The 23,228-nt window shown below is 55.5% G+C and carries 26 protein-coding genes and 1 tRNA gene; 10 read left to right on the top strand and 17 right to left on the bottom strand.

Annotation, left to right across the window (positions count from 1 at the left end; translation table 11 throughout):
• The first annotated feature begins 7 nt into the window (after positions 1-7).
• The 4 genes from pstB (at position 8) to GS614_RS01775 (ending at position 3,180) form a co-directional block, all read left to right on the top strand.
• A complete protein-coding gene (gene pstB, locus GS614_RS01790; RefSeq protein WP_152457980.1) occupies positions 8-805 on the top strand; it encodes a phosphate ABC transporter ATP-binding protein PstB in 798 nt (265 codons plus the stop codon).
• Positions 806-821: 16 nt separating this feature from the next.
• The gene (gene phoU / locus GS614_RS01785) at positions 822-1,523 is read left to right on the top strand and encodes a phosphate signaling complex protein PhoU (RefSeq protein WP_171115921.1); all 702 of its coding nucleotides are present in this window, start codon (positions 822-824) and stop codon (positions 1,521-1,523) included.
• Between the two features lie 12 nt (positions 1,524-1,535).
• Positions 1,536-2,225, top strand: a complete 690-nt coding sequence (gene phoB / locus GS614_RS01780; protein ID WP_152457978.1) for a phosphate regulon transcriptional regulator PhoB — start codon at positions 1,536-1,538, stop codon at positions 2,223-2,225.
• 187 nt (positions 2,226-2,412) lie between these two features.
• A complete protein-coding gene (locus GS614_RS01775; RefSeq protein ID WP_171204760.1) occupies positions 2,413-3,180 on the top strand; it encodes an SDR family oxidoreductase in 768 nt (255 codons plus the stop codon).
• Here the strand turns inward: GS614_RS01775 and GS614_RS01770 are convergent.
• Together GS614_RS01770 and GS614_RS01765 are read right to left on the bottom strand one after the other, a co-directional pair.
• Positions 3,177-4,046: an acyl-CoA thioesterase II gene (locus GS614_RS01770; protein ID WP_171204759.1), complete on the bottom strand. Its 870-nt coding sequence runs from the start codon at positions 4,044-4,046 to the stop codon at positions 3,177-3,179. The genes GS614_RS01775 and GS614_RS01770 overlap by 4 nt on opposite strands.
• A gap of 51 nt (positions 4,047-4,097) precedes the next feature.
• The gene (locus GS614_RS01765; RefSeq protein ID WP_171725363.1) at positions 4,098-5,330 is read right to left on the bottom strand and encodes a serine hydrolase; all 1,233 of its coding nucleotides are present in this window, start codon (positions 5,328-5,330) and stop codon (positions 4,098-4,100) included.
• A gap of 197 nt (positions 5,331-5,527) precedes the next feature.
• On the opposite strand from GS614_RS01765, the gene GS614_RS01760 reads away from it, so the two are divergent.
• The gene (locus GS614_RS01760) at positions 5,528-6,157 is read left to right on the top strand and encodes a 2-hydroxychromene-2-carboxylate isomerase (protein WP_152457975.1); all 630 of its coding nucleotides are present in this window, start codon (positions 5,528-5,530) and stop codon (positions 6,155-6,157) included.
• A gap of 28 nt (positions 6,158-6,185) precedes the next feature.
• Here GS614_RS01760 and GS614_RS01755 read toward each other — a convergent pair whose 3' ends face one another.
• A complete protein-coding gene (locus tag GS614_RS01755) occupies positions 6,186-7,004 on the bottom strand; it encodes an SDR family oxidoreductase (RefSeq protein WP_171725362.1) in 819 nt (272 codons plus the stop codon).
• 456 nt (positions 7,005-7,460) lie between these two features.
• Here GS614_RS01755 and aroQ point away from each other — a divergent pair, with 456 nt between their 5' ends.
• Both aroQ and GS614_RS01745 read left to right on the top strand, forming a co-directional pair.
• Positions 7,461-7,910: a type II 3-dehydroquinate dehydratase gene (gene aroQ, locus GS614_RS01750; RefSeq protein ID WP_171725361.1), complete on the top strand. Its 450-nt coding sequence runs from the start codon at positions 7,461-7,463 to the stop codon at positions 7,908-7,910.
• Positions 7,907-8,662, top strand: coding sequence for an autoinducer binding domain-containing protein (locus tag GS614_RS01745; RefSeq protein WP_152457973.1), 756 nt, complete (start codon positions 7,907-7,909; stop codon positions 8,660-8,662). Before aroQ ends, GS614_RS01745 begins: the two co-directional genes overlap by 4 nt.
• Positions 8,663-9,029: 367 nt before the next feature.
• Here GS614_RS01745 and tsf read toward each other — a convergent pair whose 3' ends face one another.
• From tsf to GS614_RS01720, 5 genes are all read right to left on the bottom strand, one after another.
• Positions 9,030-9,905, bottom strand: coding sequence for a translation elongation factor Ts (gene tsf, locus GS614_RS01740; protein ID WP_171725360.1), 876 nt, complete (start codon positions 9,903-9,905; stop codon positions 9,030-9,032).
• A gap of 76 nt (positions 9,906-9,981) precedes the next feature.
• Positions 9,982-10,782 carry a 30S ribosomal protein S2 gene (gene rpsB / locus GS614_RS01735; RefSeq protein WP_152457971.1) on the bottom strand — a complete coding sequence of 267 codons (801 nt, stop codon included), beginning with the start codon at positions 10,780-10,782 and terminating at the stop codon, positions 9,982-9,984.
• Between the two features lie 166 nt (positions 10,783-10,948).
• Positions 10,949-11,803 (bottom strand): 1-acyl-sn-glycerol-3-phosphate acyltransferase, encoded by an 855-nt coding sequence (locus tag GS614_RS01730; protein ID WP_171725359.1) that lies wholly within the window; start codon positions 11,801-11,803, stop codon positions 10,949-10,951.
• The gene (locus GS614_RS01725) at positions 11,790-12,545 is read right to left on the bottom strand and encodes a GNAT family N-acetyltransferase (protein ID WP_171725358.1); all 756 of its coding nucleotides are present in this window, start codon (positions 12,543-12,545) and stop codon (positions 11,790-11,792) included. Before GS614_RS01725 ends, GS614_RS01730 begins: the two co-directional genes overlap by 14 nt.
• Positions 12,546-12,653: 108 nt before the next feature.
• The gene (locus GS614_RS01720; RefSeq protein WP_050602459.1) at positions 12,654-12,836 is read right to left on the bottom strand and encodes a DUF3553 domain-containing protein; all 183 of its coding nucleotides are present in this window, start codon (positions 12,834-12,836) and stop codon (positions 12,654-12,656) included.
• A gap of 43 nt (positions 12,837-12,879) precedes the next feature.
• On the opposite strand from GS614_RS01720, the gene GS614_RS01715 reads away from it, so the two are divergent.
• Positions 12,880-13,476 (top strand): histidine phosphotransferase family protein, encoded by a 597-nt coding sequence (locus tag GS614_RS01715; protein ID WP_171725357.1) that lies wholly within the window; start codon positions 12,880-12,882, stop codon positions 13,474-13,476.
• On the opposite strand, the gene GS614_RS01710 is transcribed toward GS614_RS01715, so the two are convergent.
• The 9 genes from GS614_RS01710 to GS614_RS01670 form a co-directional block, all read right to left on the bottom strand.
• A complete protein-coding gene (locus tag GS614_RS01710) occupies positions 13,473-14,735 on the bottom strand; it encodes a glutamate-5-semialdehyde dehydrogenase (protein WP_171168187.1) in 1,263 nt (420 codons plus the stop codon). The genes GS614_RS01715 and GS614_RS01710 overlap by 4 nt on opposite strands.
• Positions 14,736-14,768: 33 nt before the next feature.
• On the bottom strand, positions 14,769-15,875 hold the full coding sequence (gene proB / locus GS614_RS01705; RefSeq protein WP_171725356.1) for a glutamate 5-kinase: 1,107 nt from the start codon (positions 15,873-15,875) through the stop codon (positions 14,769-14,771).
• Entirely contained in the window at positions 15,863-16,897 is a 1,035-nt protein-coding gene (gene obgE / locus GS614_RS01700; protein ID WP_171725355.1) for a GTPase ObgE, read from the bottom strand. Before obgE ends, proB begins: the two co-directional genes overlap by 13 nt.
• Positions 16,898-16,935: 38 nt before the next feature.
• The gene (locus GS614_RS01695) at positions 16,936-17,472 is read right to left on the bottom strand and encodes a GNAT family N-acetyltransferase (protein ID WP_152457964.1); all 537 of its coding nucleotides are present in this window, start codon (positions 17,470-17,472) and stop codon (positions 16,936-16,938) included.
• Entirely contained in the window at positions 17,469-18,077 is a 609-nt protein-coding gene (locus GS614_RS01690; RefSeq protein ID WP_171725354.1) for a LysE family translocator, read from the bottom strand. The genes GS614_RS01695 and GS614_RS01690 overlap by 4 nt, the downstream gene beginning before the upstream one ends.
• 95 nt (positions 18,078-18,172) lie before the next feature.
• Complete coding sequence (rpmA, locus tag GS614_RS01685; protein ID WP_039535512.1) at positions 18,173-18,442, bottom strand: 50S ribosomal protein L27; 270 nt, start codon at positions 18,440-18,442, stop codon at positions 18,173-18,175.
• A gap of 11 nt (positions 18,443-18,453) precedes the next feature.
• The gene (locus GS614_RS01680; protein WP_152457962.1) at positions 18,454-19,065 is read right to left on the bottom strand and encodes a 50S ribosomal protein L21; all 612 of its coding nucleotides are present in this window, start codon (positions 19,063-19,065) and stop codon (positions 18,454-18,456) included.
• Positions 19,066-19,284: 219 nt separating this feature from the next.
• Positions 19,285-20,085, bottom strand: a complete 801-nt coding sequence (locus tag GS614_RS01675) for a DUF2059 domain-containing protein (protein ID WP_171725353.1) — start codon at positions 20,083-20,085, stop codon at positions 19,285-19,287.
• Positions 20,085-20,927, bottom strand: a complete 843-nt coding sequence (locus tag GS614_RS01670; RefSeq protein WP_171725352.1) for a DUF2059 domain-containing protein — start codon at positions 20,925-20,927, stop codon at positions 20,085-20,087. The genes GS614_RS01675 and GS614_RS01670 overlap by 1 nt, the downstream gene beginning before the upstream one ends.
• 123 nt (positions 20,928-21,050) lie before the next feature.
• On the opposite strand from GS614_RS01670, the gene GS614_RS01665 reads away from it, so the two are divergent.
• Positions 21,051-21,140, top strand: a tRNA-Ser gene (locus GS614_RS01665).
• Positions 21,141-21,750: 610 nt separating this feature from the next.
• Positions 21,751-23,223 (top strand): serine protease, encoded by a 1,473-nt coding sequence (locus GS614_RS01660; RefSeq protein ID WP_171725351.1) that lies wholly within the window; start codon positions 21,751-21,753, stop codon positions 23,221-23,223.
• Positions 23,224-23,228 lie beyond the last annotated feature (5 nt).

The raw sequence follows: 23,228 nt of genomic DNA, 5'->3' as shown, positions 1-23,228 counted from the left end.
GGCTGGAATGAACGACATGACACGAGTGGAGAGAACCGTGGACTCCAAAGACATCAAGATCAACGCCAAGAACGTACAGGTTTTCTACGGTGAAACCCATGCCATCAAGGACGTGAGCGTTGAGATCGAAGACAAGACCGTCACGGCCTTCATCGGGCCATCTGGTTGTGGCAAGTCCACCTTCTTACGCTGCCTGAACCGAATGAATGACACCATCGATATCTGCCGTGTCGAAGGCGACATCCTGCTGGATGGTGAAGACATCTATGACAAGCGTGTCGATCCGGTCCAGTTGCGCGCCAAGGTCGGAATGGTGTTCCAAAAACCCAACCCGTTCCCGAAATCGATCTATGACAACGTGGCCTATGGCCCGCGCATTCACGGCATGGCCCGCAACAAGGCGGAACTGGATGAAATCGTGGAAAAATCCCTGCGCCGCGGCGCGATCTGGGATGAGGTCAAGGATCGTCTGGATGCACCGGGCACCGGCCTTTCCGGCGGCCAGCAGCAGCGTTTGTGCATCGCCCGGGCCGTCGCCACCGAACCCGAAGTTCTGTTGATGGACGAGCCGTGCTCGGCCCTTGATCCGATTGCGACCGCACAGGTCGAAGAGTTGATCGATGAACTGAGGTCGCGGTTTTCTGTTGTGATCGTCACCCACTCGATGCAGCAGGCGGCACGGGTCAGTCAGAAAACGGCCTTTTTCCACTTGGGCAATCTGGTTGAATTCGGTGAAACCGGCCAGATCTTTACCAATCCGATAGATCCGCGCACGGAAAGCTACATTACAGGCCGCATCGGCTAAGCACAGGTATCTGACAATGAGCGAACAACATATTGCAACTGCTTTTGACCGCGACCTCGAGGCGATCCAAGCGCATATCATGAAGATGGGCGGACTGGTCGAGGCCGCCATCATAGGCGCGGCCCGCTCGCTGGAAACCCGTGACGAAGAGTTGGCGCAAGAGGTGCGAAAAGGCGACAAAGCCATCGACGCGCTTGAAGAACTGATCAACGAAGAAACGGCCAGGTTGATTGCGCTGCGGGCACCCACGGCCAGTGACTTGCGGCTGATCCTGTCGGTTCTGAAGGTGTCCGGCAACCTTGAGCGCATTGGCGACTATGCCAAGAATATCGCCAAACGAACTACGGTTCTGGTCAATGCCAGCGAGATTAACGGAAGCGCTGCGGCCCTGCGCCGTATGGCACGCGAGGTCGAGCGGATGCTGCGTGATGCGCTGGATGCCTATATTCAGCGCGATGCGGAACTGGCCACAGACGTCATCAACCGTGATGAAGAAGTTGACCAGATGTATAACGGCCTGTTCCGGGAGTTTCTGACATTCATGGCCGAAGACCCACGCAATATCTCGGCCTGCATGCACCTGCATTTCATCGCCAAGAACATCGAACGCATGGGCGATCACGTAACCTCGATCGCTGAACAGGTCGTGTATCTGGTCACCGGCGACCGCCCGGCCGAAGCCCGGCCCAAGGCTGACAACACGTCGCAAACCGTTTAGGAGACGAGCGAGATGTCCGCAGATCAACCTACCGTTTTGGTTGTAGAGGATGAAATGGCCCAGCGTGAGGTTTTGGCTTACAACCTTGAAGCTGAAGGGTTTCGGGTTTCCAAGGCTGGCAACGGCGAAGAAGCCATGCTGTTGGTTGACGAAGACTGCCCGGACATCATTGTTCTGGACTGGATGATGCCCAATCTGAGCGGTATCGAAGTCTGCCGACGCCTGAAAAGCCGCCCGGACACGCGTTCAATCCCGATTATCATGTTGTCTGCGCGGACCGAGGAAGTCGACAAAGTTCGCGGTCTTGAAACCGGCGCAGATGATTACGTGGTCAAGCCATATTCCGTGGTCGAGCTGATGGCGCGCGTTCGCACGCAATTGCGCCGCGTCCGTCCTTCGACCGTTGGTTTGCGCCTGGAATTCGATGACATCATTCTTGACTCCGAGACGCACAAGGTCAGCCGGGACAACAAACCCCTGAAACTGGGGCCGACCGAGTTCCGGCTTCTCAGCACATTCATGGAAAAGCCGGGCAGGGTCTGGAGCCGCGAGCAATTGCTGGACCGGGTTTGGGGTCGCGACATCTATGTCGATACCCGAACCGTTGATGTGCATATCGGGCGATTGCGCAAAGCTTTGACGCAATATGGTGGGACCGATCCAGTACGAACCGTCCGAGGCGCTGGATACGCCTTGGGGTAACCACATCCTGCGCATATGACGCCAAAAACGTTTGAATTCTGACAGGAGCCGTATTTGTGGGTGGCGCCTCCGTGGCGGCATTCGAGTGTTCGTATAATCGGTATTATGGTAATTATTGGCCGCTTGTAACTTGGCAGCAAAGTGAACACTCTGCCCAGAACACATAAGACTTGTTTTGGAATGCGCCATGGAGCTCAGAAATAGAACTGTCATCGTGACCGGTGCCGCAGATGGCATTGGCCGGGGTTTGGCGGAACGTTTTGCTCAGGAAGGTGCGCGCGTCATCTGTTCGGATATTGACGAGGCCGGAGCCCGTGACATCGCAACTCAAACTGGCGGCGTTGCCTTCACGTGTGACGTCTCGGATGAGGAACAGATCAAGGCGTTGATTGATTTCACTGAAGATACTGTTGGCCCAATTGATCTGTTCTGCGCAAATGCCGGCATCCTGACGCTTGGCGGTCTGGATGTTCCCGATGATCAATGGGAAAAAATTTGGAAAATCAACGTGATGTCGCACGTGTGGACCGCGCGCCATTTGGTGCCTCGCATGATCGGTCGCGGCGGCGGATATATTCTGACGACGGCCTCTGCGGCGGGTTTGCTGAACCAACCGGGTGCAGCGCCATACGGTGTCACGAAACACGCGGCGGTCGGATTTGCCGAGTGGCTGTCGCTGACATATGGCGCCAAAGGTCTGCGGGTTTCGGTTCTTTGTCCTCAGGCGGTTCGGTCAAAAATGACTGAAGGACATGAGGTTTCAGTGGCATCGATCGACGGAATGCTGGAGCCCGATGACGTCGCTGAAACCTGCGTACAAGCCATCCGGGAAGAACGATTTCTGGTTCTTCCGCATCCGCAGGTTTTGGATTATCTGCAACTCAAAGCGGCTGACTACGATCGCTGGCTGGGCGGGATGCGAAAGTTGAATCAACAGTTTACGCCAGATACTTAACGTTTTCTCTGAACCTTCCTCATAAGACCTTCCTGAGCCACCGACGCGACCAGGGTTCCGTCTTCTGAATAGATCGATCCGCGATTGAAGCTGCGTCCCTGCCCCGTCCACGGAGAATCCATCACATACAGATGCCAGTTCTGAAATTTCACAGGTGCATGAAACCACAAAGCATGGTCCAGACTGGCGCCGTTGAACTCTCCGGAAAACCAGCTCAGCCCGTGCGGTCGCAAACCTGACGACATCAGGTTCATATCTGACGCATAGGCCAAAAGCAGATGTTGAGTTTTTGCGTCCGCAGACGCGGCAGCCGCCATGCGAAACCAGGTTTTGTTGCGGTCGTCCGACACTTCGGGGTTGAACGGATCCAGATGATCCACCTCCCGCACTTCGATCGGGCGTTCACGCAGAAGCTCACCGCGAAAACCTTCGGGCACGCGATCGACATATGCGTGTCGAAGCTCAGAACGCGATGGGTACGTCTGGGGTGGATTAACGGTTGGCATCGGATGCTGATGATCCCAACCTTCATCCTGAACGTGAAAGGAAGCTGACATGTTCAGGATCTGCTTGCCATTTTGAATGGCAACAACGCGACGGGTTGTGAACGACCCCCCGTCACGCGCTCTATCTACTTGATAAATAACGGGTTTATCTGGATCCCCGGGTCGGATGAAATAGGCGTGCAGGGAATGGCACAACCGGTCTTCCACGGTTCTGTATGCCGCAGCCAAGGCCTGCGCAATGACCTGACCGCCGAAAATTCGGGTCGGTGTTTCTCCACCCGATCCTGTGCCGCGGAAAAGATCGACTTCAAGCCGTTCGATATCCAGAAGGTCCAGTAAGATGCGTTCCGCTTCGGTCATTGTCTGCTCATGGGCTAATTGATCGAAACCCGGGTATCAGCCTGAGCAAAATCATTCAATAATGGCGGCGTGCACTAAGGCCTTGAGTTCAGCCCGGGATGGGTAGGAACTGGACGGCGACAATTGCGTGAAGAACACAGCCGTCAGATCGTTCTGCCAGTCGATCCAGAAATAGGTCGAGGCCATGCCACCCCAGCTGAAATCACCAACGGATCCGGGCACGCGCACCCGACCCGGGTTGAGGACAATCGACCCTGCAAGGCCAAATCCCATGCCTTCCATGGGCTGTTCTGCAAAGCTCTTTGGTCCCATCGAAGCGATATCGCCCGGCAAGTGGTTGCGCATCATGAAGTCCACCGTTTTCGGGCCAAGCAGTTGATGCCCGTTGCCGGACCCGCGATTGCGAAGCATGTCGACGAATTTGACATAGTCATCGATTGTGGAAACCAGCCCGCCGCCGCCCGAGAACGTTGTCGCATTCGCAAATGGAGAGGTTTCGTGGGCATCCACCAGACGCAAGGTATCGCCTCCCTGTTCCGCGGAATTCAACGCCATCGCATCGCCGGCCAGCGGCGTATAAAGCGAGGCGAACCGGTCCCCTGCCCCGTCGGGCACGGAAAACCCGGTTTCGCGCATCTCGAGGGGCGCCAAGATTTCCTGCCGGAAGAATTGTTCCAGGGTCTGTCCCGAGACGACCTCGACAACGCGCCCAAGCACATCGGTTCCAACCGAATATTCCCACCGTGTTCCGGGCTGGAAAGCCAAGGGAAACTCTGCCAGTTCACGTACGCGATCTTTCAGAAGACCCTGATTTGGTTTGAATATAAGGTCCTTTTCATCCATCGCCTCCGGTAGAATCCCAGGGTTGAACGGATAGCTGAAACCGCTGGTATGGGTCAGCAACTGATGAAGGGTCGGGCTTGCCGCGTCCTCGGTTTGATCCAGCTTGTCCGCGCCGGTTACCAGAGCCTGCATCTGTTTGAACTCGGGAAGGAAATCCGAAAGCGGTGCGTCGAGGTGAAAAAGCCCACGTTCCGCCAGCATCATCAAGGCAACAGACGTAACGGGTTTGGTCATCGAGTAGATGCGCACCAGCGTATCGCGTTGGAACGGCAAGTCCTCTTCAAGATTTCGCAGGCCGCTGGAGTGGAAAAAGACCTCATCCCCCTTGTGCTTCAGCAAAAAGGACGAACCCGCGTATTTACGCTGCTCAACATAGCGGTCCATCCAGATGCGAATCCGGTTCAGGCGCGTTTCATCGAACATGACTTGTTTTCGAAGCATTTTTGAGTTCCACCAGAAGTTGACTAATATCGTGTACGCGTAGGGCCTGAAACAACAGCAAAACCCGGGCTGAAATGAATGGTTATACAACCAGGGCCAAGAGGCACGCCTTAAATCCAAGTGATACAGTGAAACCGTCACAGATTCGCTTGTAAATTGTTGGACGGCGACGTGCCGGATTGGCCTGGAGGAATAGCATGACGCAAAGCATAGATTTCGTTTACGATTTTTGCAGCCCAAATGCCTTTCTGGCCCACAAGATGCTGCCAGAGCTGGCCGCGCGGCATAATGCCAAGATCAGGTATTCCCCTGTCCTTCTGCCCGTTGTTTTCAAGGCAACGCACAACCAGAGCCCGTTTCAGGCGTTTTCCGAAAACCGCCAGAAAACCGCCTATCTTACTCATGACTTGCATCGGTTCGCGCGGCGTCGCGGGCTGAGCTTTCACATGAGCCCGCATTTTCCGATCAATACGAAATTTGCGATGCGCGGTGCCCGGTTCGCTAGTGGTAAATCATGGGAAATCAAATACATAAACGCCATCTTTGATGCCATATGGGTGCATGGCCAAAAGGCGGATGAACTGGCCGTTCTGATTGACATTCTACAGGAAAATGAACTGCCGGTTCGCAAGCTGCGCGAGGCCATGACAAGCCCTGAAATCAAACAGGATCTGAAGGATCAGACCAAATCGTTCGTGCGCCGCGGCGTTTTTGGCGTTCCCAGCCTGTTTTACGGCTCTGAAATGTTCTTTGGCAAGAACAGCTTGCCGAACCTGGAAATTGAACTGTCGAAAAACAAGAAACGACACAAATCCAACACGTTGTGAACGGGATCGGTTTTGATCGCAGCGCGACTTAGAAAGCTTCGGCAAAGATATTGCCCGACGTTACAACGTTGATCCCACCAGAAACCGGGATGATCGAACCGGTTACATAACTGCCCCCGCGTCCACACAGAAACAGCACGCACCCCGCTATATCTTCATCACAGCCGACGCGCCCAAGAGGCACTGACTTGCCGACCTTTTCACGCTTGTCCTCATCCGCCGTAGCAAAGGCTGTCATCCGCGATACGAACGGCCCCGGAGCCAGCGCGTTGACCGTCACGTGGTAAGGCGACAGTTCCTTGGCCATGATTTTTGTCAGATGCAGAACCGCAGCTTTCGAGGCTGAATAGCTATAGGCGCCATCCCCCATGGGAACCTCTCCCATCACGGATCCAACATTCACGACCCGGGCCGGATCGTCTGCGGTTCCGGATTGCATCAACATTGGCAGCAGCCTCTGGGTAAGCTCGAAAACCCCGGCCACGTTGACCGACATCACCTTGTCCCACGCGTCATACGGAAACTGGCCCAAGGGCGCGCCCCAGGTTACGCCAGAGTTATTCATAAGAATATCAAGCCTTTCTGTCCGGTCCTGAATGTCCGAAACCAGTTTAGCGATACTTGCCTCGCTGCTGATGTCTCCGGCAAACCCTTCGGCACTTCCCGCTGCCTCCAGTGCATTCAGCTCGGCGGCGGCCGCGACACAGGCGTCCCCGTTTCGAGAAGCAATCAACACGCGCGCGCCGGCCCTGACCAACGCCTCTGCGGCCATCCGACCGATACCCGTGGCGCCTCCGGTGACCAATGCGGTTTTGCCGGGCAGCGAGAAAAGGGTATCGGGGGTCATTGTCATGTTCCTCTGCTAAATCTGATTTCGGTTGCATTCCGGCCCGGTTCAAAGCCTTGTTGTCTTTGCGGCGATCAGCCGCCCGCTGCGTTGGCACGAAACCGGGTTGCACCAAAACTCCACATGACAATCTTCAATCGCATCAGAGACGGTTTGCAAGGATTACTCAGCGTCGCAAAGCGCCGGCTGGTAAGCCCGGATAGTTCCAATGTTCCGATACTGATACCGACGACAATGCGCCCGAAAACCTGTTTTCCCGCAATCGAAAAACGGACGTAAATGTACGGCCCAAGTCCAAACGGACGCGCTGTGTCGTCATGTCGAATGACTGAACTTGGTTTCCTCTTCCATCCCAAGGTCTGTTTTCAGGGCAACTGTCTGTATTCAATCCACCAAAGTCAGGTAGACAACCCGGCCTTTTCGCGTCTATGAACCAAGTATGGGGATCGTGAAAACATGCATAACGTTTTGGTATTGAATGGCCCAAACCTCAATCTGCTTGGAACACGGCAGCCCGAGGTTTACGGCAGCACGACACTACATATGATCGAGGATCTTTGCGTTCAGCATGGCGCCTCCATTGGGCTGGACGTCACCCACCTGCAATCCAATCACGAAGGTGTGCTGCTTGACGCCATTCACGCGGCCCGCGGTGTACAAAGCGGGCTGATACTGAACGCAGGCGCGTTCACGCATACGTCGATTGCCCTTATGGATGCGATTGCATCGGTGGAACTGCCGGTTGTTGAAGTGCATCTTTCCAACATTCATGCCCGGGAAACGTTTCGGCACAGGTCCTACATAGCCCCTGTCGCACTGGGTCAGATCTGTGGATTCGGTGCCCACAGCTATATCCTCGCGCTGGATGCGCTCGCGGCTCATCTGAAAGCAGGCAGCACGACATGAAGCTCAAGGAATATCTTCGGTTTGTCAGCTACGCCAAAACCCTGGAAGACCTGTGGGATGCACATTGCCGCCAAATGGCTGAATTTGGTTTTACCCGCCTGATCTATGGGTACACGCAATTCCGGACGGCCACATCTCTGGGTGATCCAGAAGATTTCGTAATCCTGACGAACCACAAGCGGGCCTATGTGGACGGATTCATCAAGGATGGTCTGTATTTTCACGCTCCGATGTTGAAGTGGGCCTTGGACAACGAAGGCGCCGCCAGCTGGAAAATGTTGCAGGACATGAACTCGGGCGGGACGATGACCGCGAAGGAACGCGAAGTTTTCGAGTTCAACAAATCCATGGGCGTGGTTTCGGGTTATACCGTCAGCTTCAACTCGGTTTCCATGCGCTCAAAAGGAGCGATTTCCCTGTCGGCCAATAATGGGTTGAGCCAGGAGGATGTGGATGCGGTCTGGGAAGAGCACGGCGACGACATTCTACTTATGAACAATGTCGCCCACCTGAAAATCCTGACATTGCCGTTCCATCCACCGAACCGGGCACTTACCAAACGCCAACGCGAAGCTTTGCAGTGGGTTGGTGACGGAAAAACCACTCAGGATATCGCGCTATTGATGGGACTGACATCTGCAACGGTGGAAAAGCACCTGCGACTCGCGCGCGAGGCGCTTTCGGTCGAAACGACGGCGCAAGCGGTTCTCAAGGCGTCACTGCACAACCAGATGTTCATTATGGAAGCATAACCGCAATATTTTGACGCTATCTCGCGTCAGTTTACCCTAGGTAAGGAAATCACTACTTTTCAAACCAATCCTAAAAGTTGCAAAGTGAGAGTGTTCCGTGAGTGGTGGCTTTAGCCAGGGAACATTGGATTGGATCTTTGCAATAACAAAGCTCTCCGATCACTCTGACAAGGGGGCGCCTATTTGTCCGCGTACCGGTGTCGGAATTTTGGGGGGCCTCGACCATCCCCATCATGCGGGGCCCTCCAATTCTTCTCTACATTTCAGAATTTTGAAATCCGCCGTTGGCAGAAAAAAAGGGTTACGCAGTGCGTAACCCTATAGATTTGTTGGGAAAGGCCGTTGCCGGTACTTTCCCTGTGCCCTTTTAGCCTTGCGCGGCTTTGGCGACTTCGGCGGCGAAATCTTCTTTTTCAACCACGATGCCTTCGCCAACTTCCAGACGGATGAAGCCGGTGATGGTTGCGCCTGCTTCCTTGGCCGCTGCTTCGACGGTCAGGTCAGGGTTCACGACAAATTGCTGGTTCAGCAGAGTCGATTCCGCGACGAATTTCTTCATGCGGCCTTCGATCATCTTTTCGATCACCTGCTCCGGCTTGCCGGATTCGCGGGCGATGTCCATCTGGACTTGCTTTTCTTTCTCAACAACTGCCGGGTCCATGTCTGCTTCGGACAGGGCCGCCGGGTTCACGGCCGCGATGTGCATTGCAACCTGCTTGCCAATCGCTTCGTCGCCACCGGTCAAAGCAACCAGAACGCCGATTTTGCCCATGCCGTTGGTGGCCGCATTGTGGACATAGGACACAACGGTGTCGCCCGACAGTTTCGCCATGCGACGCACCGACATGTTTTCACCGATGGTGGCGATTTTGTCGGTCAGGGTGTCCGCGACGGACTTACCGCCCAGATCTGCTGCCAGCAGTTCCTCTACGTTGTCGACGCATTCAGCCGCATATGCAATCTTGCCGACCATTTCCTGGAACTCGGCGTTTTTCGCGACAAAGTCGGTTTCCGAGTTCACCTCAACAGCAACACCGCTGCCGCCATCGACGTGAACTGCAACCAGACCTTCAGCTGCGGTACGGCCCGACTTCTTGGCCGCCTTGGCCAAACCTTTGGTGCGCAGCCAGTCAACGGCTTCATCCATGTTGCCGCCGGTTTCAGTCAGCGCTTTTTTCGCGTCCATCATGCCTGCGCCGGTCGAGTCGCGCAGTTCTTTAACCATTGCTGCTGTGATTGCCATCTTTAGGCTCTCCTCAATTCAAATGGAATTGGGGCAGGTCTACCCTGCCCCATATGTCATTTACGTGACGGGCAGCTTACGCTTCGGCTTTGGCTTCCGGAGCAGCTTCTTCAGCGGGTGCTTCTTCCGCAACGGCTTCTTCAACCGGCGCTTCTTCGAATTCACCCAAATCAACGCCAGCGGCACCCAGCTGAGCGGTCATACCGTCCAGAGCGGCACGTGCGGCCAGATCGCAGTACAGCGAGATTGCGCGGGCTGCGTCATCGTTGCCAGGGATGATGTAATCAACACCGTCGGGCGAGCAGTTGGTGTCGACAACAGCCACAACCGGGATACCCAGCTTGTTGGCTTCGGCGATGGCCAGTGCTTCTTTCTTGACATCGATGACGAACAGCAGATCAGGTACGCCGCCCATCTCGCGGATACCGCCCAGCGAAGCCTGCAGCTTGGCCTGGTCACGCTCCATGCCCAGACGCTCTTTCTTGGTCAGGCCTTCGGCGCCCGATTCCATCGCTTCGTCGATCTGGTTCAGACGGTTGATCGACTGGGAAACGGTTTTCCAGTTGGTCAGCGTGCCGCCCAGCCAGCGGTGGTTCATGTAGTACTGAGCCGACTTTTCAGCCGCTTCTGCGATCGGGCCAGCAGCCTGACGCTTGGTACCAACGAACAAAACGCGGCCACCTTTGGCAACGGTGTCACGAACGGCCTGCAGCGCCTGATCCAGCATCGGAACGGTCTGGGTCAGGTCCATGATGTGGATGCCATTGCGCGAGCCGTAGATGAACGGTCCCATGCGGGGATTCCAACGCTGTGTCTGGTGGCCGAAGTGAACGCCAGCTTCCAGCAGCTGACGCATGGTGAACTCGGGAAGAGCCATGCTGTATTTTCCTTTTCCGGTTTACGCCTCGGCGGGGGTGAAAGAAGCGAATGCTCCAACCGGCGGGCCAGATAGGGATGTCTCCCCTACAAGGCCCAAACCCCGCCTGCGGGTTTGAATGGCGCGCGTATACGGCAGGTTTGAAGGCAGTGCAAGGGTCAAAGCCTTATTTTTCAAGCCGCGCCAATGCATGCGCGTGGCGCACTGCCGCCTCGCAATGGGCCGCCAGTTCCTTGCGGTTGGCGAAATCCCTGACCCGGGCCGGAGAGTGATAGATCAGTTCAACAGACCCCTGCCTGCGCGCGCCCAATGTCTTGAGCAGATGGGGCGCGAAATCCATATCGCCCCACCAGCCATAGAACCGCTCAGGCTGACCTTTCGGCGCGTGAAACACCACCGAGACCGGTTGAACATACATGAAATCCCGCAGCTCGTCTGCGAAGAAAGCGGCAAAGAGCGTTGTTTTAAATGGCAAAACACGCAATCCGTCGGTCGAGGTGCCCTCGGGGAAAAACAACAGCTTGTGTCCGGCCTTCAGGCGTTCTTCGAAGATCGCCGTCTGCTCGCGCGCCTTTTTGCGATCCCTTTCGATGAATACGGTCCCGGTGGCCCGTGCCAACCACCCGATACCCGGCCATGTCGCAACTTCTGCCTTGGACACGAAGTAGACCCTTTTTCGGGCGTTCAGGGCAAAGATATCCAGCCAGGATGTGTGATTGGCGACAACGGCACCGTGTTCCTTCATCAACGCCCCCGAGCAGCGAAATCCGATTCCCAGGATTCGGAACGCGTTTCGGCACACGAACTGGCTGATGAACGGTGTAACGGGGCGACGAACACCACAGAGTGGCAACTCGATCAGTCGAATGGCCAACAGAACAAGCAGTCCACCGAACACAAGGATGGCCAAGGGCAAACCCCTCAGGATCACCAGAATCCAGCCGACAAAACCCAGTTCGATCGGATCCGGTGCATCCTCACTGTTCCAAAGCGGATCATTCACCGGATCAAGCTCCGCCATAGATGCGCTTCTGCCGCTCGTTCATACGGGTCGTATCCAGGATCAGGCACACATCGGTGGTATTGAAGGTATGATCGATGAACGCCCCTTCACCCACAAAACCGCCAAGCCTCAGATAGGCTTTGATCAGGGCCGGAACCTGTACCATGGCACGGCGACGATCCAGCGCGTCCGGTGCGACAAGATCCATGGTCTGAAACACGCTCGGCTGGGCGCGCACCCGCAGGTCTGGCGGCGCCAGATGATTGTGATGCAGCATCGACAGCGGCTGGGCCAGTTCCTGAACATCCGTGCCGTGAAAGCTGGCGACGCCAAACAGAACTTCGATCTGGCGTTCGGCCACATAGCGAGAGAGACCATTCCAGAGATGATACATGGCCGTACCGCCCCGGTAGTCCCTGTGCAGGCACGACCGGCCCAGTTCCAGCAACTTGCGGCCACTTTGCTTGAGAACGCTCAGATCGTATTCGTCTTCGGAATAAAACTGCCCCAATTCAGCGGCGCGATCACCCGGTAACAGCCTGTAAACGCCGACAACTTCTCCGGTCGCATCATCAATGGCCAGCATGTGATCGAAATAAGGATCAAACCGGTCCCGTTCCAGCCCCGCCACATGATCAACCAGCGCCCCTCCGCCGCCGAGTTCGCGCACAAATACGTCATAACGCAACCGCTGCGCTGCGCGCAGTTCGTCCTGGGTTTCCGCCAGTTTGATCGTGAACGAGGGGCCAGCGTCCGGCATGTCAGATTTATCAATCCTGTTTTATCAACGCGGCTGATACCTCAGTTCTTCGGGGGAAGGCAACAAGTGGAGATCTGGTCTTTTCCGTTAACTCTTCTTAAACCAGTTTCACGGATCAAAGACCGGCATCAGGGCGATGCGTGTTCCGTCGATTACCACTTTCCCCTGCTCGCGAAAGTTTACGGTGATCTTGCCTGCGATGTTGGATTGAACCTGTCCGACACCCCATTCGGGGAAATCCGGGTGGCGAACAAACATGCCCGGTGCAAGAATAGCATTCATGTCTGTCATTTGGGGCTTCCGGTTCCTGCGGCAGATACCGCAGGAGGTACGCATGGGCAACACGAACGTCAACCTGGCTGAATTGATCGGCTCACGGATCTGCCACGATTTGATCAGCCCGATCGGGGCAATCACCAACGGGCTGGAACTGTTGGACATGGTTGGTGCTGTCCAGGGCCCCGAGATGGAGTTGATCTCGGGCAGCGTCGGCAGTGCGGGCGCGCGTATCCGGTTTTTTCGGGTTGCCTTCGGATCAGCAGGAGAACAGCCGCTGGGCCGGGCCGAAGTGGCCGAACTGCTCAAGGACATCGAACGCACCGGACGGGTGCGGGCAAACTGGTTTATGACCGAGCCCATGCCGCGCAACCAAATCAAGCTGGCGTTCCTTGCGCTCATGTGCTGCGAAAGTGCCATGCCGATGGGCGGAGAGGTTGAGATCGAGAACCAAGGCACCAATTGGACAGTGACCGGAACTGCCGACAAGTTGAACGTAGACAATACCTTATGGAAACATGTTGCAACCGGCCGGTTCCCCAACAAGATTACCCCCGCGCAGGTCCAGTTCGCTCTGCTGCCGGAAACGGCAAATGCGATGGGTCGACGCGTTTCCGTGGAAACCGCCGCGACCCGCCTTGTGCTGCGTTTTTAGTTCCGAATTGTTCCGTTCCCGCGCACCAGATATTTGAAACTGGTCAACTGGGCGGCCCCCACCGGGCCGCGGGCATGCATTTTGCCCGTGGCGATACCGATCTCGGCGCCCATCCCGAATTCACCACCATCGGCGAACTGAGTCGAAGCGTTGTGCATAAGGATCGCGCTATCCAAACGCTCAAAGAAACGGGCCACGGCCGTGTCATCCTCGGTCATGATACAATCTGTATGGTTCGACCCGTAATGCTGGATATGCGCAATGGCAGCATCGATATCGGCGACGGGCTTGGCCGCGATCACGCTGTCCAGAAACTCTTTTCCCCAATCCTCCGCCGTCGCGGGAATTGTACCCTCGACCGCAAGTGCGCCTTCGGCGTGAACCTCGACCCCTGCTTTCAGCAACGCGGCAATCACGTCACGCCCCAGCGTTTCGGCGATGTCCTGATGGATCAGCAGGCATTCGGCAGCGCCGCAGATCCCGGTACGGCGCGTCTTGGCGTTCAACACCACGTCCAGCGTTTTCTGCGGATCAGCGGCCTTGTCGACATAGATGTGCACGATGCCTTCAAGATGGGCAAAAACGGGCACACGGGCCTCACGCTGGACCAGCCCGACCAACCCCTTGCCGCCGCGCGGAACGATGACGTCGACATAGTCGGTCATGGTCAGCAATTCCTGAACCGCCGCACGGTCACGTGTCGGCACCAGTTGAATCGCATCTTCCGGCAGATCGGCGGCCTTCAGCCCCTCGACCAGGCAGGCATGAATTGCTGTCGAAGAATGAAAGCTCTCGGAGCCGCCGCGCAGAATGACCGCATTTCCGGATTTCAGACACAGCGCACCTGCGTCGGCCGTGACATTGGGGCGGCTTTCATAGATCACGCCGATCACACCCAGCGGGGTGCGTACGCGTTGGATTTTCAATCCTGTCGGGCGGTCCCATTCGGCCAGCACTTCGCCCACCGGATCGGTCTGATCAGCCACTGCGCGCAGACCATCGACCATGCCCTGAACACGCGCCTCATCCAGCATCAGCCGATCCATCATCGCCGGGCTCAGACCTTTCTCGCGGCCGAACTCCAGATCCTTCCGGTTGGCTTCGATGATCTGCGCCCGATTGGCCCAAACCGCGTCGGCCGCTGCAATCAGGGCGGCATGTTTGCGTTCTGGGTTTGCAAAAGCCAGATCGCGCGATGCCGCTTTGGCACGTTTCCCAAGATCAGCCATCAGAGCGGGAATGCTGTCGAAATCTTTCATGTCGCGTGCCTTTCAGGTCATCTTTTTCAGTATTTACAGGGCCAGATCATCCCGGTGAATCAAGGCCGCACGGCCGGGATATCCAAGGGTCGCCTCGATCTCGGACGACTTGCGCCCCTTGATCGCGTCAGCCTCCTGCGCGGTGTAACGGCTGATCCCCTGCGCCAGCCGGCGGGCTTTGGGGTCAAGAATCGCGACGGGGTCGCCGCGCCCGAAATCGCCGGTCACTTCAACAATACCCGCGGGCAACAGGCTTTTGCCATTTGCCAGCGCATTGGCAGCCCCTTCATCGATGGTGATTTCGCCACGCGGTTTCATGGCCGAAATCCAACGTTTGCGCGCAGCATGCGGGTCCAGCGTTGCGGTAAACCACGTCGAGTTCGCGCCATTTTCCAGCGTTTTCAGAGGGTTCAGAACCGATCCTTCCGTGATCGCCATCGCACATCCGCCCGCGGTGGCCATCTTGGCGGCCAGCAGCTTTGTCTTCATTCCGCCCTTCGACAGACCAGAGCCCGCATCGCCCGCCATGGCTTCGATCTCGGGCGTGATCTTTTCGATCGTTTCGAAACGCGTGGCCGAGGCGTCCTCGTTGGGGTTGCCCGAATAGAAGCCATCGACATCCGACAGCAGGATCAACTGATCCGCCCCCACGGTCACGGCAATTTGCGCGGCCAGACGATCATTGTCGCCATACCGGATCTCATCCGTTGCCACGGTATCGTTTTCGTTGACGATCGGCACGACACCCAAACCCAGCAGCGTTTCCAGGGTCGCGCGTGAATTCAGATAGCGGCGGCGATCCTCGCTGTCCTCCAATGTCACCAAAACCTGCGCCGTGGTGATCCCATGAGGTGTCAACGCCTCTTCATACGCGCGCGCCAGACGAATTTGCCCGACTGCGGCGGCAGCTTGCGACTTTTCCAACGGCAATGTCGCCATGGACAGACCCAAAACGCCGCGGCCCAGTGCAATCGATCCGGAGGAGACGAGGATTACATCTGTCCCCTGCCCCTTGAGCCATGCGACATCCTGCGCCAACGAAAACAACCATTCCTTGCGCAACAAGCCGGTTTCGCGATCAACCAGCAAAGCCGACCCGATTTTGACAACCAATCGGCGCGCTGAAGTCAGGGTTGCCAAGGCTGCGCCTCCTCAGTGGGTTTCTGACGCACACGATTGTCATCGATCTGGCCGCGCAACGCGCGCAAAACCTCGGTTACACCTTGATGAGCAACACCGGACATCATCATCACCGGGCCGCCAACGGCCTCTTCAAGCTCGGCTTTGGCCATATCACGTTCTTCGTCATCCAGCGCATCGACCTTGTTCAGGACGGTGATCCGGGGTTTCTGGGCCAGCTCGCCGCCATAGGCCTCAAGCTCGTGGATAATCGTGCGGTAGTCATCGGCAACCGTTTCCGAGGTACCATCGACAAGATGCAGCAGCACGGCACAGCGCTCAACATGGCCAAGAAAGCGGTCTCCGATCCCGCGGCCCTCATGCGCGCCTTCGATCAGGCCGGGGATGTCAGCCACCACGAATTCCACATTGTCGACCCCTACGACACCCAGATTTGGGTGCAGCGTGGTAAACGGATAATCCGCGATCTTGGGCCGCGCGTTTGACGTGGCTGCAAGAAAGGTCGATTTGCCTGCATTTGGCATGCCCAGCAGGCCCACATCGGCGATCAGCTTCAGACGCAGCCAGATCGTGCGGTCAATGCCGGCCTGCCCCGGATTTGCACGCCGGGGGGCTTGGTTGGTGGCCGATTTGAAGTGCAGGTTGCCGAAACCGCCATTGCCCCCTTTTGCAAGCAGAACGCGCTGTCCCACCTCGGTCAGATCGCAGATGACGGTTTCTTCATCCTCATCCAGGATCTCGGTGCCGACAGGCACGCGCAGGACAATGTCATCGCCATCCTTGCCGGTACGTTGCTGGCCCCTGCCCGGCTGGCCGTTCTTGGCAAAGAAATGCTGCTGAAACCGGAAGTCGATCAGGGTGTTCAGCCCGTCCACGACTTCGGCCCAGACAGACCCGCCCCTGCCGCCGTCCCCACCGTCAGGGCCGCCGTATTCGATGTATTTTTCGCGTCGGAAGCTGACGCAGCCGCTACCGCCGGCCCCGGACCGGATGTAGACCTTTGCAAGATCGAGAAATTTCATGGTCTGTCCCCTACTGCAAAGGCCCCATCGGCCACAAGTCAGAGTTTTTTACTGTATGTCCAGGTGGGCACATTCGCATCACGCGCCACCGAATAGCTTTCTGCATCGCCAAGATATTGGAACCCGCAATGAGTCAGGACCCGGGCCGAGGCCGGATTGTCCTGAAACACGCTGGCAAACATCGTCGCGTTTTTCAGCGGGTTGGCATTTACCAGCGCTTCGACAGCCATCGACGCAATGCCAGTGTTCCAGTAGATCGGCGCCACCCAATAGCCGACTTCGGACTGGTTCCGATCCAGCCGCTTCAGCGTGATCAGACCAATCAGTTCCGGACCGCCGTCCTTGGTGGCATCCATGACCCAGACGTCCTCGTCCCGGTCCTCGGCCATTGAGCGCGTCACAAAGGCCTCGGTCGAGCCGGGGGCCAGAGGATGTGCGATACTCGTCGTCATGCGCGCCACACGCTCATCACCGGCATAGTGCTCGATCAGCCCCATATCCGACCGACGCAGAGGGCGCAGATCGAACCGCTCGGTTTCTATGACCGGCTGATTTATTATTGTTTCAAGTTTCATGGGTGTGTTCCTCCTCCGAACAACACGAAAAGTACGGACGTAACCGTAAGGCCTGCCAACGTCCACATCAGATATTTTTCAACGGGTCGTCCTTCAACCGCATGGGCAATTCTATCGCCCGCAAAAGTCCAGATCGGATGAAGGATCACCTGGCAAAACAACAAACACAGAGCAATCGTAACCGTCGCTTCGAAACTGGGGGTGCCCGCAGCCACGAACCCGGTGAACCCGGCAATGATCATGGCCCAGGCCTTGGGGTTGAGCGGATGAACAATCAGCCCGGCCAGAAAGCCGGGGGCGTTCCCTTCAGCCTGTTGTCGCGACAAACGCGTGTTGGCGATCTTCCACGCCAGCCAAAAAATATAGGCCGCTGACGCGTATTTAAGCACCGTAAACACCGCGGGTGCCTGATCCGCGAGTTGCAGCAATCCAAAGCCGACCGGCCAAATGATCAACTGCTTCCCAAGGATAACACCCCCGACAAAAGGCAACGCGGCGCGAAAGCCAAAACGCGCACCAGTACCCAGCAGGACCATGTTGGCCGGTCCCGGCGTGCCGACCTGGCTGGCGGCAAAGATCAGGAAACTGGTGGTTGCAACTGTCATCGGTTTGTTTGATCACGACTGCGTTAAAACGAAAAAGGGACCGGCACTTTGTGCCGGTCCCCCATGAATTTTTCTTAAACCTTCTGGGTTTCGGCTTACTCCGCGGCCTCCGCCACTGGCAGGACCGAAATGAAGGTGCGGTTTTTGAGCCCCTTGTGGAACTTCACGGCGCCATCAGTAGTTGCAAAGATGGTGTGATCCTTGCCCATGCCTACGCCTTCGCCCGGCCAGAACTTGGTGCCGCGCTGACGCACGATAATGTTGCCTGCGATGGCAGCCTGGCCACCATACAGTTTGACGCCAAGGCGACGACCCGCTGAGTCGCGGCCGTTACGGGAGGAACCGCCAGCTTTTTTATGTGCCATTCTCTCTCTCCTTAGCCTTTGGCCAGCTCTTTGGCCTGCTCAACCCATTCGGGTTTCACTTTGACCGTTTCGATAGCAGCAATCTGCTCGTCCGACAAGGCGGCCAGAGCGGCAAAGCTCTCGATACCGGCTTCGGCAAGCTTCTTGGCAGCGGCAGGGCCGACACCGTTCAGCTTGGTCAGATCGTCCGCAGCAGCAGCGGCAGGTGCCTCTGCCTTGGCTTCGGCTTTCTTGGCAGGTTTTGCAGCAGGTGCCGCTTCGCCAGCCGGAGCCGAACCGGTTGCAGCCTTGATGCCCGACTTGTCAGCGCCCGACGACAGGATGTCGGTGATCTTGACCAGTGTCAGCTTCTGACGGTGGCCAACGGTACGCTTCGAGCTGTGCTTACGACGACGCTTTACGAACTTGATGACCTTGTCACCTTTGATCTGTTCGATAACTTCGGCCTGAACGCCCGCGCCTTCGATGAACGGTGCGCCAACGACGGGAGCGTCGCCACCCAACATCAGAACATCGTTGAATTGAACTTTTTCACCTGCGTCGGCAGCCAGCTTTTCAACGCGGAGGATATCACCCGCCTGAACCTTGTACTGCTTGCCGCCAGTCTTGAGGACCGCAAACATGCGTCTTTCCTTTGTCTAACCGCGTTCTGTGGTCCCCTTCCGGGAGTTTCCGGCTCCAAGACACTTGAAAGCCACCTCGAACAGCGCGCCCTTTTCGGGCTGTGTGAATGACCATCAGGACATCCCAAGGGTCAAATAATAACGATACCCGGCACGGAAAACCGGCCGGGATGCGCGCTTATCCATAGATCGCCGGGAAAAGTCAACACCAAAGCGTCGTCAGAGATCAGACGCCCTGAGAGTCTGTGCGACCGCCCGCCCCAACCGGAAAGAGATATCGTTGAACATGCGGTCAAAGCCGTCGAACAGCGCCTCATTCAGGGCGCGCCCGGTTTCGGTTCTGGAGAACGCAATATTCTCACGCATCTGGGTCTCGTTCAACGGCCGATAGGCCATCAGAAGAAAGGAATAAAGCCACGCCTCGGTTTCCACTGCGCGGCTTTCTTTCTGTGACAGAAGTTCGGCCAGCAATTCCTGATCGTCGCCTTGAGCGTCGACATCAAGACCCTGAAAGAAGCTGTAGTCGGAACTCAGCGCCCCATGAACGTTCTTTTCGACAAGGTCATTTGCCTGGATGTACTCATCGACCAACTCGAAACGAGTCGAGTCGCGCTCAACGGACTCATAAGCTTCGCGGGCCATGTCCTCGATGGCCTGGTCCGACATCGCCTGCCGGGCCGAGTTTTCCAGCGACACGATCGTCTGACCAAGATCGCTTTCGAAAAACAGGATCGCCTGATCAAGCTGCGCAACGGACAGACCCGCCTCAAAAGCATCCGTCAGGAATTTCTGCATCCAGACCGGGTCGTAAATGTCTTTGACCTGCGCTTCAAAATAGGCGCCGCCGGTATTGTCCAACAGCGTTTCGTCAAGTTCCTCACGGTGCCCCTGACCTTCCTGTACGAGAATTTCCATCACATGCGACAAGTGCATGGCCTGCGCCAGCCGGTCGACCCTTTGATCTGCCAGCAATTGTGCGCCCCACAGAACAAACGCAATCGCCAGAAAAACGCGGTGCATCAAATATCCTGTGCGGAATGCAGTTCGGCCATTCGGGCCGCAAGTACTTCGAACCGCATGGCCATGATTTCGTATTGGATCGCGTTCAGCAATTCATACACCTCCTGCATCAGGGGTTGTTCCAGCGCCTCGACATACGAGTCGACATCCGCATCGGAAAAGTCCTGATAGGTATAGGCTGCCCCCGCAAGGCTGGACAGTTGCAGTGACTGGCGCATACCGGCTTCGTTCCGCTTCATCAGCGCACGCAATTCATCCGCATCAAGTTGCAGGTCAATGACACCTGATGCGCTGGCTGCCAGAAGAAAACGCACCTGAATTTCTTGCAGGGCCCGCACTGCGGTACCGGTCGAATCGATCGCCTTGTTCATACGCTTGAAACTTTCGACCCGTTGCGATCCGTCCTTGATCAAGTCTGCGATGATTTTTTGGCCTTCCAGCTGCTTGGCCTCATCGTCCTCGAGCATATGCGAGGCGTTTTCGGCCTCTACCAAGCGCTGACCCAGATCCGATGCATAAAAGTCAACCGCGTGTGTCAGAGCCTCATCACTCAGGGTTTGTTCGAGGATGGAAACCGCGGTCTCGTGCATGGCGCCGACGTCAAAGACTTCGTCTGCCAGACGCGTCCAGTCCGAACCGAAGCCATCGGGATCAATCCCCAGCATCTGGGGGGCAGACCTCGAGCTCAGCGCGATGCTTTCCAGGGCAACGTCAAACCCGGTCGTGGTCAGAAAGGCCTCTATCCGATCACGGCTGGCGGCGGAAAGTTCCAACGGGATCAGAACAAGCGCAAAGAGCGGGGCCAGAAACCAAAAGGCGGAGCGGCGTACAAACTGTATCATGGATATCAGACTAGGAGTTTTGCGCTGGCAGGCAACGGAAAATCCCGGGTTTCTTCAAATCCCGAATTTTCTGCTTGCACCCCTGCCCGTTCCTCACTAAATCCCCCCCTCACAGACCCCCGCGGAGAGGTGCCGGAGTGGTCGAACGGGGCGGTCTCGAAAACCGTTGTGGGTGCAAGCCCACCCAGGGTTCGAATCCCTGTCTCTCCGCCAGTTTACCTGCTCAACATATTGTATTATAATAAAATTTTGCGCCCGCGCGGGTAACTTACCTCCCGTTTATCCCCCAAGGTGCCGAGTTGTCAAAACCTTGATCAATGGCAAAAGAGAAGCGCAATTCGACATGGCGCCGATTCTCGCCATCACCTTCAACTGGCAGTTTGCGAATGTTTTGGGCAAAACTCGACTCCAACGTGGTATTCTCCACTGTGTTCAGGCTAGGGACTTAGACTTAAATTGCCTCAAACGAACAAGCTGACGACCGATGTTTGCCGGGAATTAGCCCACCGCTTTCCTGACGCTTTAGGAGTTGCCAAGTTTACGGAAAACGTTGCCGTTTTTTAGTTTCATTTCAATATCTTAGGTAACATATTGATTGGAACAAAAAACCCACTCAAAGTCTTGAAACATGCGATTGCTATTGTTTCATGTGGACTAGTATCTGACTAATGCTAAGAACCCCAGGGTATTTGTCACAATTAGCTTGTAATTCCCCAGAACTAGCATTTGTCAATGCGGCACATTTCTAAGTAGTGATATTGTTGAAAAAATACTGTACAATCCACTGCACTGAAATGCTTCATTACCACGTTGTCATGTTCAAATGAGTGTTATTGTATATATATTGCTTCCAGTGCTGCTGATTTTCTCGAGCGTGATCAGTGTTGACGCCAAATGCTTGTTTCCAGGAGAAGAACAATTTGGAGTTGTAGAGTTCGCGATCGCCCCATCACTTCAAGCTGGGCGGTTTATTAACCAGAGCGCCTTTGATGACGAAGTGGAGTTTTTCAAAGCCAGTAAAACCGCATTGGAAAATTCGGGGCTGGAGTCCGCCCCACGCGATCAGCACGCACGGTTGAAATCTATACTGAATGGGATCGGGCGATTAACCGTACTTGAAGAACAGAATGGTCTTCTGTGTAATGTCCCTTGCACCGTTTGGGTGCGATCTAAGAGAGTTCTCGCTACAGCCGGTCATTGCGTTTCAGGAAATATAAGAAGGATCGGGGCTCATTTTCAATTTTTTCGAGAAGACGACAACGGTGCTGTTTTTGTAGAATTCAAGGATTTTGAAATTTTTAGTGGCGATAGTATTGGTGACAAAGATTTGGACTTCGCCTACATACTCTTAAGAGATGACCTTCCAAATTCTGTTACTCCACTTCCGATCGGCAACGACATTACGATTCGTAACAGCCACGACCTAGTTGTTGTTGGCCACCCGCTCGGTCTAAGAATGTTCGTGTCTGATCGCAAATGTCACGCAACAAGGCAACATCCAACGATCAACGATTTTATTATTCGACATAAGTGTGAAACTTTGAAGGGAATGTCTGGAGCGCCAATACTAGATGAAAAAGATCTGTTGGTGGTTGGAATTCATACAAGCGGTAGTAAACCAGATTTGGGTGTTGATTTCATTAATCTCGGGACCTTAGTAAGTGCTATCGAGCGATCATTGTCCGTTAGTCAAAAGCTGCCTTTAAACGTAACAAAAAGAATCCCGCTTTTTCCCGAAGATAATGAAATTATACCAGATCACATCAATGCGCTACTGACATTCGGCGTATCAAAAGCCATATCGGTGGATTTTGGTTCATTTGAAAAATTAACTACACAAATTAATGAGATCCTGAAAGATCAAAAGTGCAACGTTAGTTTTAAGATAGATGAAGCAATAAGTTTTTTTCCGAATAGCCACTTAGAAAGTGAAAGCGACTTCGAAGAATTGCGGAATGCTCCGGGGCACGTTAAGATAGTTCCTCAAATTTCATGGTGTGGCAACAGAACACTCCTGGGTTTGGCCGGGTGCTCAGCAAACAACGAATCTCGTTCTGCAATCGTGCGTTGGTTCGATCTCGATTCTGATTATTCAGAAATGTTGTTAAAAAAAATGGCAAGCATTGTCCTCCATGAAATCGGACACAACGCAGGACTTACGCATGTTATTTCAAGTTCCGAAGGGAAAGCTAACTTTATGGCGCCGACGATTGTTGCCAAAGAAACCGAGATACGACCTGATCAGTGTGATGCGCTAAAACGATTTATCTTTAGAAGTTATCCACAAACTAAGTAGCATAT

Origin of the sequence: Ruegeria sp. HKCCD6604 (genome assembly GCF_013110635.1) — a bacterium.
Classification (GTDB): domain Bacteria; phylum Pseudomonadota; class Alphaproteobacteria; order Rhodobacterales; family Rhodobacteraceae; genus Ruegeria.
Note: the sequence above shows the minus strand (reverse complement) of the source record. Positions and strands in the feature narration are given on the sequence as shown.

Excerpts from the sequence above, each read along its gene's own strand:
- GS614_RS01725 (WP_171725358.1), bottom strand. The coding sequence starts at position 12,545 with ATGCCGGACGCTGGCCCCTCGTTCACGATCAAACTGGCGGAAACCCAG.
- GS614_RS01770 (WP_171204759.1), bottom strand. The coding sequence starts at position 4,046 with ATGACCGAAGCGGAACGCATCTTACTGGACCTTCTGGATATCGAACGG.
- aroQ (WP_171725361.1), top strand. The coding sequence starts at position 7,461 with ATGCATAACGTTTTGGTATTGAATGGCCCAAACCTCAATCTGCTTGGA.
- pstB (WP_152457980.1), top strand. The coding sequence starts at position 8 with ATGAACGACATGACACGAGTGGAGAGAACCGTGGACTCCAAAGACATC.
- GS614_RS01690 (WP_171725354.1), bottom strand. The coding sequence starts at position 18,077 with ATGACAGTTGCAACCACCAGTTTCCTGATCTTTGCCGCCAGCCAGGTC.
- GS614_RS01745 (WP_152457973.1), top strand. The coding sequence starts at position 7,907 with ATGAAGCTCAAGGAATATCTTCGGTTTGTCAGCTACGCCAAAACCCTG.
- GS614_RS01760 (WP_152457975.1), top strand. The coding sequence starts at position 5,528 with ATGACGCAAAGCATAGATTTCGTTTACGATTTTTGCAGCCCAAATGCC.
- GS614_RS01730 (WP_171725359.1), bottom strand. The coding sequence starts at position 11,803 with ATGGCGGAGCTTGATCCGGTGAATGATCCGCTTTGGAACAGTGAGGAT.
- GS614_RS01775 (WP_171204760.1), top strand. The coding sequence starts at position 2,413 with ATGGAGCTCAGAAATAGAACTGTCATCGTGACCGGTGCCGCAGATGGC.
- tsf (WP_171725360.1), bottom strand. The coding sequence starts at position 9,905 with ATGGCAATCACAGCAGCAATGGTTAAAGAACTGCGCGACTCGACCGGC.
- rpmA (WP_039535512.1), bottom strand. The coding sequence starts at position 18,442 with ATGGCACATAAAAAAGCTGGCGGTTCCTCCCGTAACGGCCGCGACTCA.
- GS614_RS01695 (WP_152457964.1), bottom strand. The coding sequence starts at position 17,472 with ATGAAACTTGAAACAATAATAAATCAGCCGGTCATAGAAACCGAGCGG.
- GS614_RS01680 (WP_152457962.1), bottom strand. The coding sequence starts at position 19,065 with ATGTTTGCGGTCCTCAAGACTGGCGGCAAGCAGTACAAGGTTCAGGCG.
- rpsB (WP_152457971.1), bottom strand. The coding sequence starts at position 10,782 with ATGGCTCTTCCCGAGTTCACCATGCGTCAGCTGCTGGAAGCTGGCGTT.
- phoU (WP_171115921.1), top strand. The coding sequence starts at position 822 with ATGAGCGAACAACATATTGCAACTGCTTTTGACCGCGACCTCGAGGCG.
- GS614_RS01765 (WP_171725363.1), bottom strand. The coding sequence starts at position 5,330 with ATGCTTCGAAAACAAGTCATGTTCGATGAAACGCGCCTGAACCGGATT.
- phoB (WP_152457978.1), top strand. The coding sequence starts at position 1,536 with ATGTCCGCAGATCAACCTACCGTTTTGGTTGTAGAGGATGAAATGGCC.
- GS614_RS01755 (WP_171725362.1), bottom strand. The coding sequence starts at position 7,004 with ATGACCCCCGATACCCTTTTCTCGCTGCCCGGCAAAACCGCATTGGTC.
- GS614_RS01715 (WP_171725357.1), top strand. The coding sequence starts at position 12,880 with ATGGGCAACACGAACGTCAACCTGGCTGAATTGATCGGCTCACGGATC.
- GS614_RS01670 (WP_171725352.1), bottom strand. The coding sequence starts at position 20,927 with ATGATACAGTTTGTACGCCGCTCCGCCTTTTGGTTTCTGGCCCCGCTC.
- obgE (WP_171725355.1), bottom strand. The coding sequence starts at position 16,897 with ATGAAATTTCTCGATCTTGCAAAGGTCTACATCCGGTCCGGGGCCGGC.
- GS614_RS01720 (WP_050602459.1), bottom strand. The coding sequence starts at position 12,836 with ATGACAGACATGAATGCTATTCTTGCACCGGGCATGTTTGTTCGCCAC.
- GS614_RS01660 (WP_171725351.1), top strand. The coding sequence starts at position 21,751 with ATGAGTGTTATTGTATATATATTGCTTCCAGTGCTGCTGATTTTCTCG.
- GS614_RS01675 (WP_171725353.1), bottom strand. The coding sequence starts at position 20,085 with ATGCACCGCGTTTTTCTGGCGATTGCGTTTGTTCTGTGGGGCGCACAA.
- GS614_RS01710 (WP_171168187.1), bottom strand. The coding sequence starts at position 14,735 with ATGAAAGATTTCGACAGCATTCCCGCTCTGATGGCTGATCTTGGGAAA.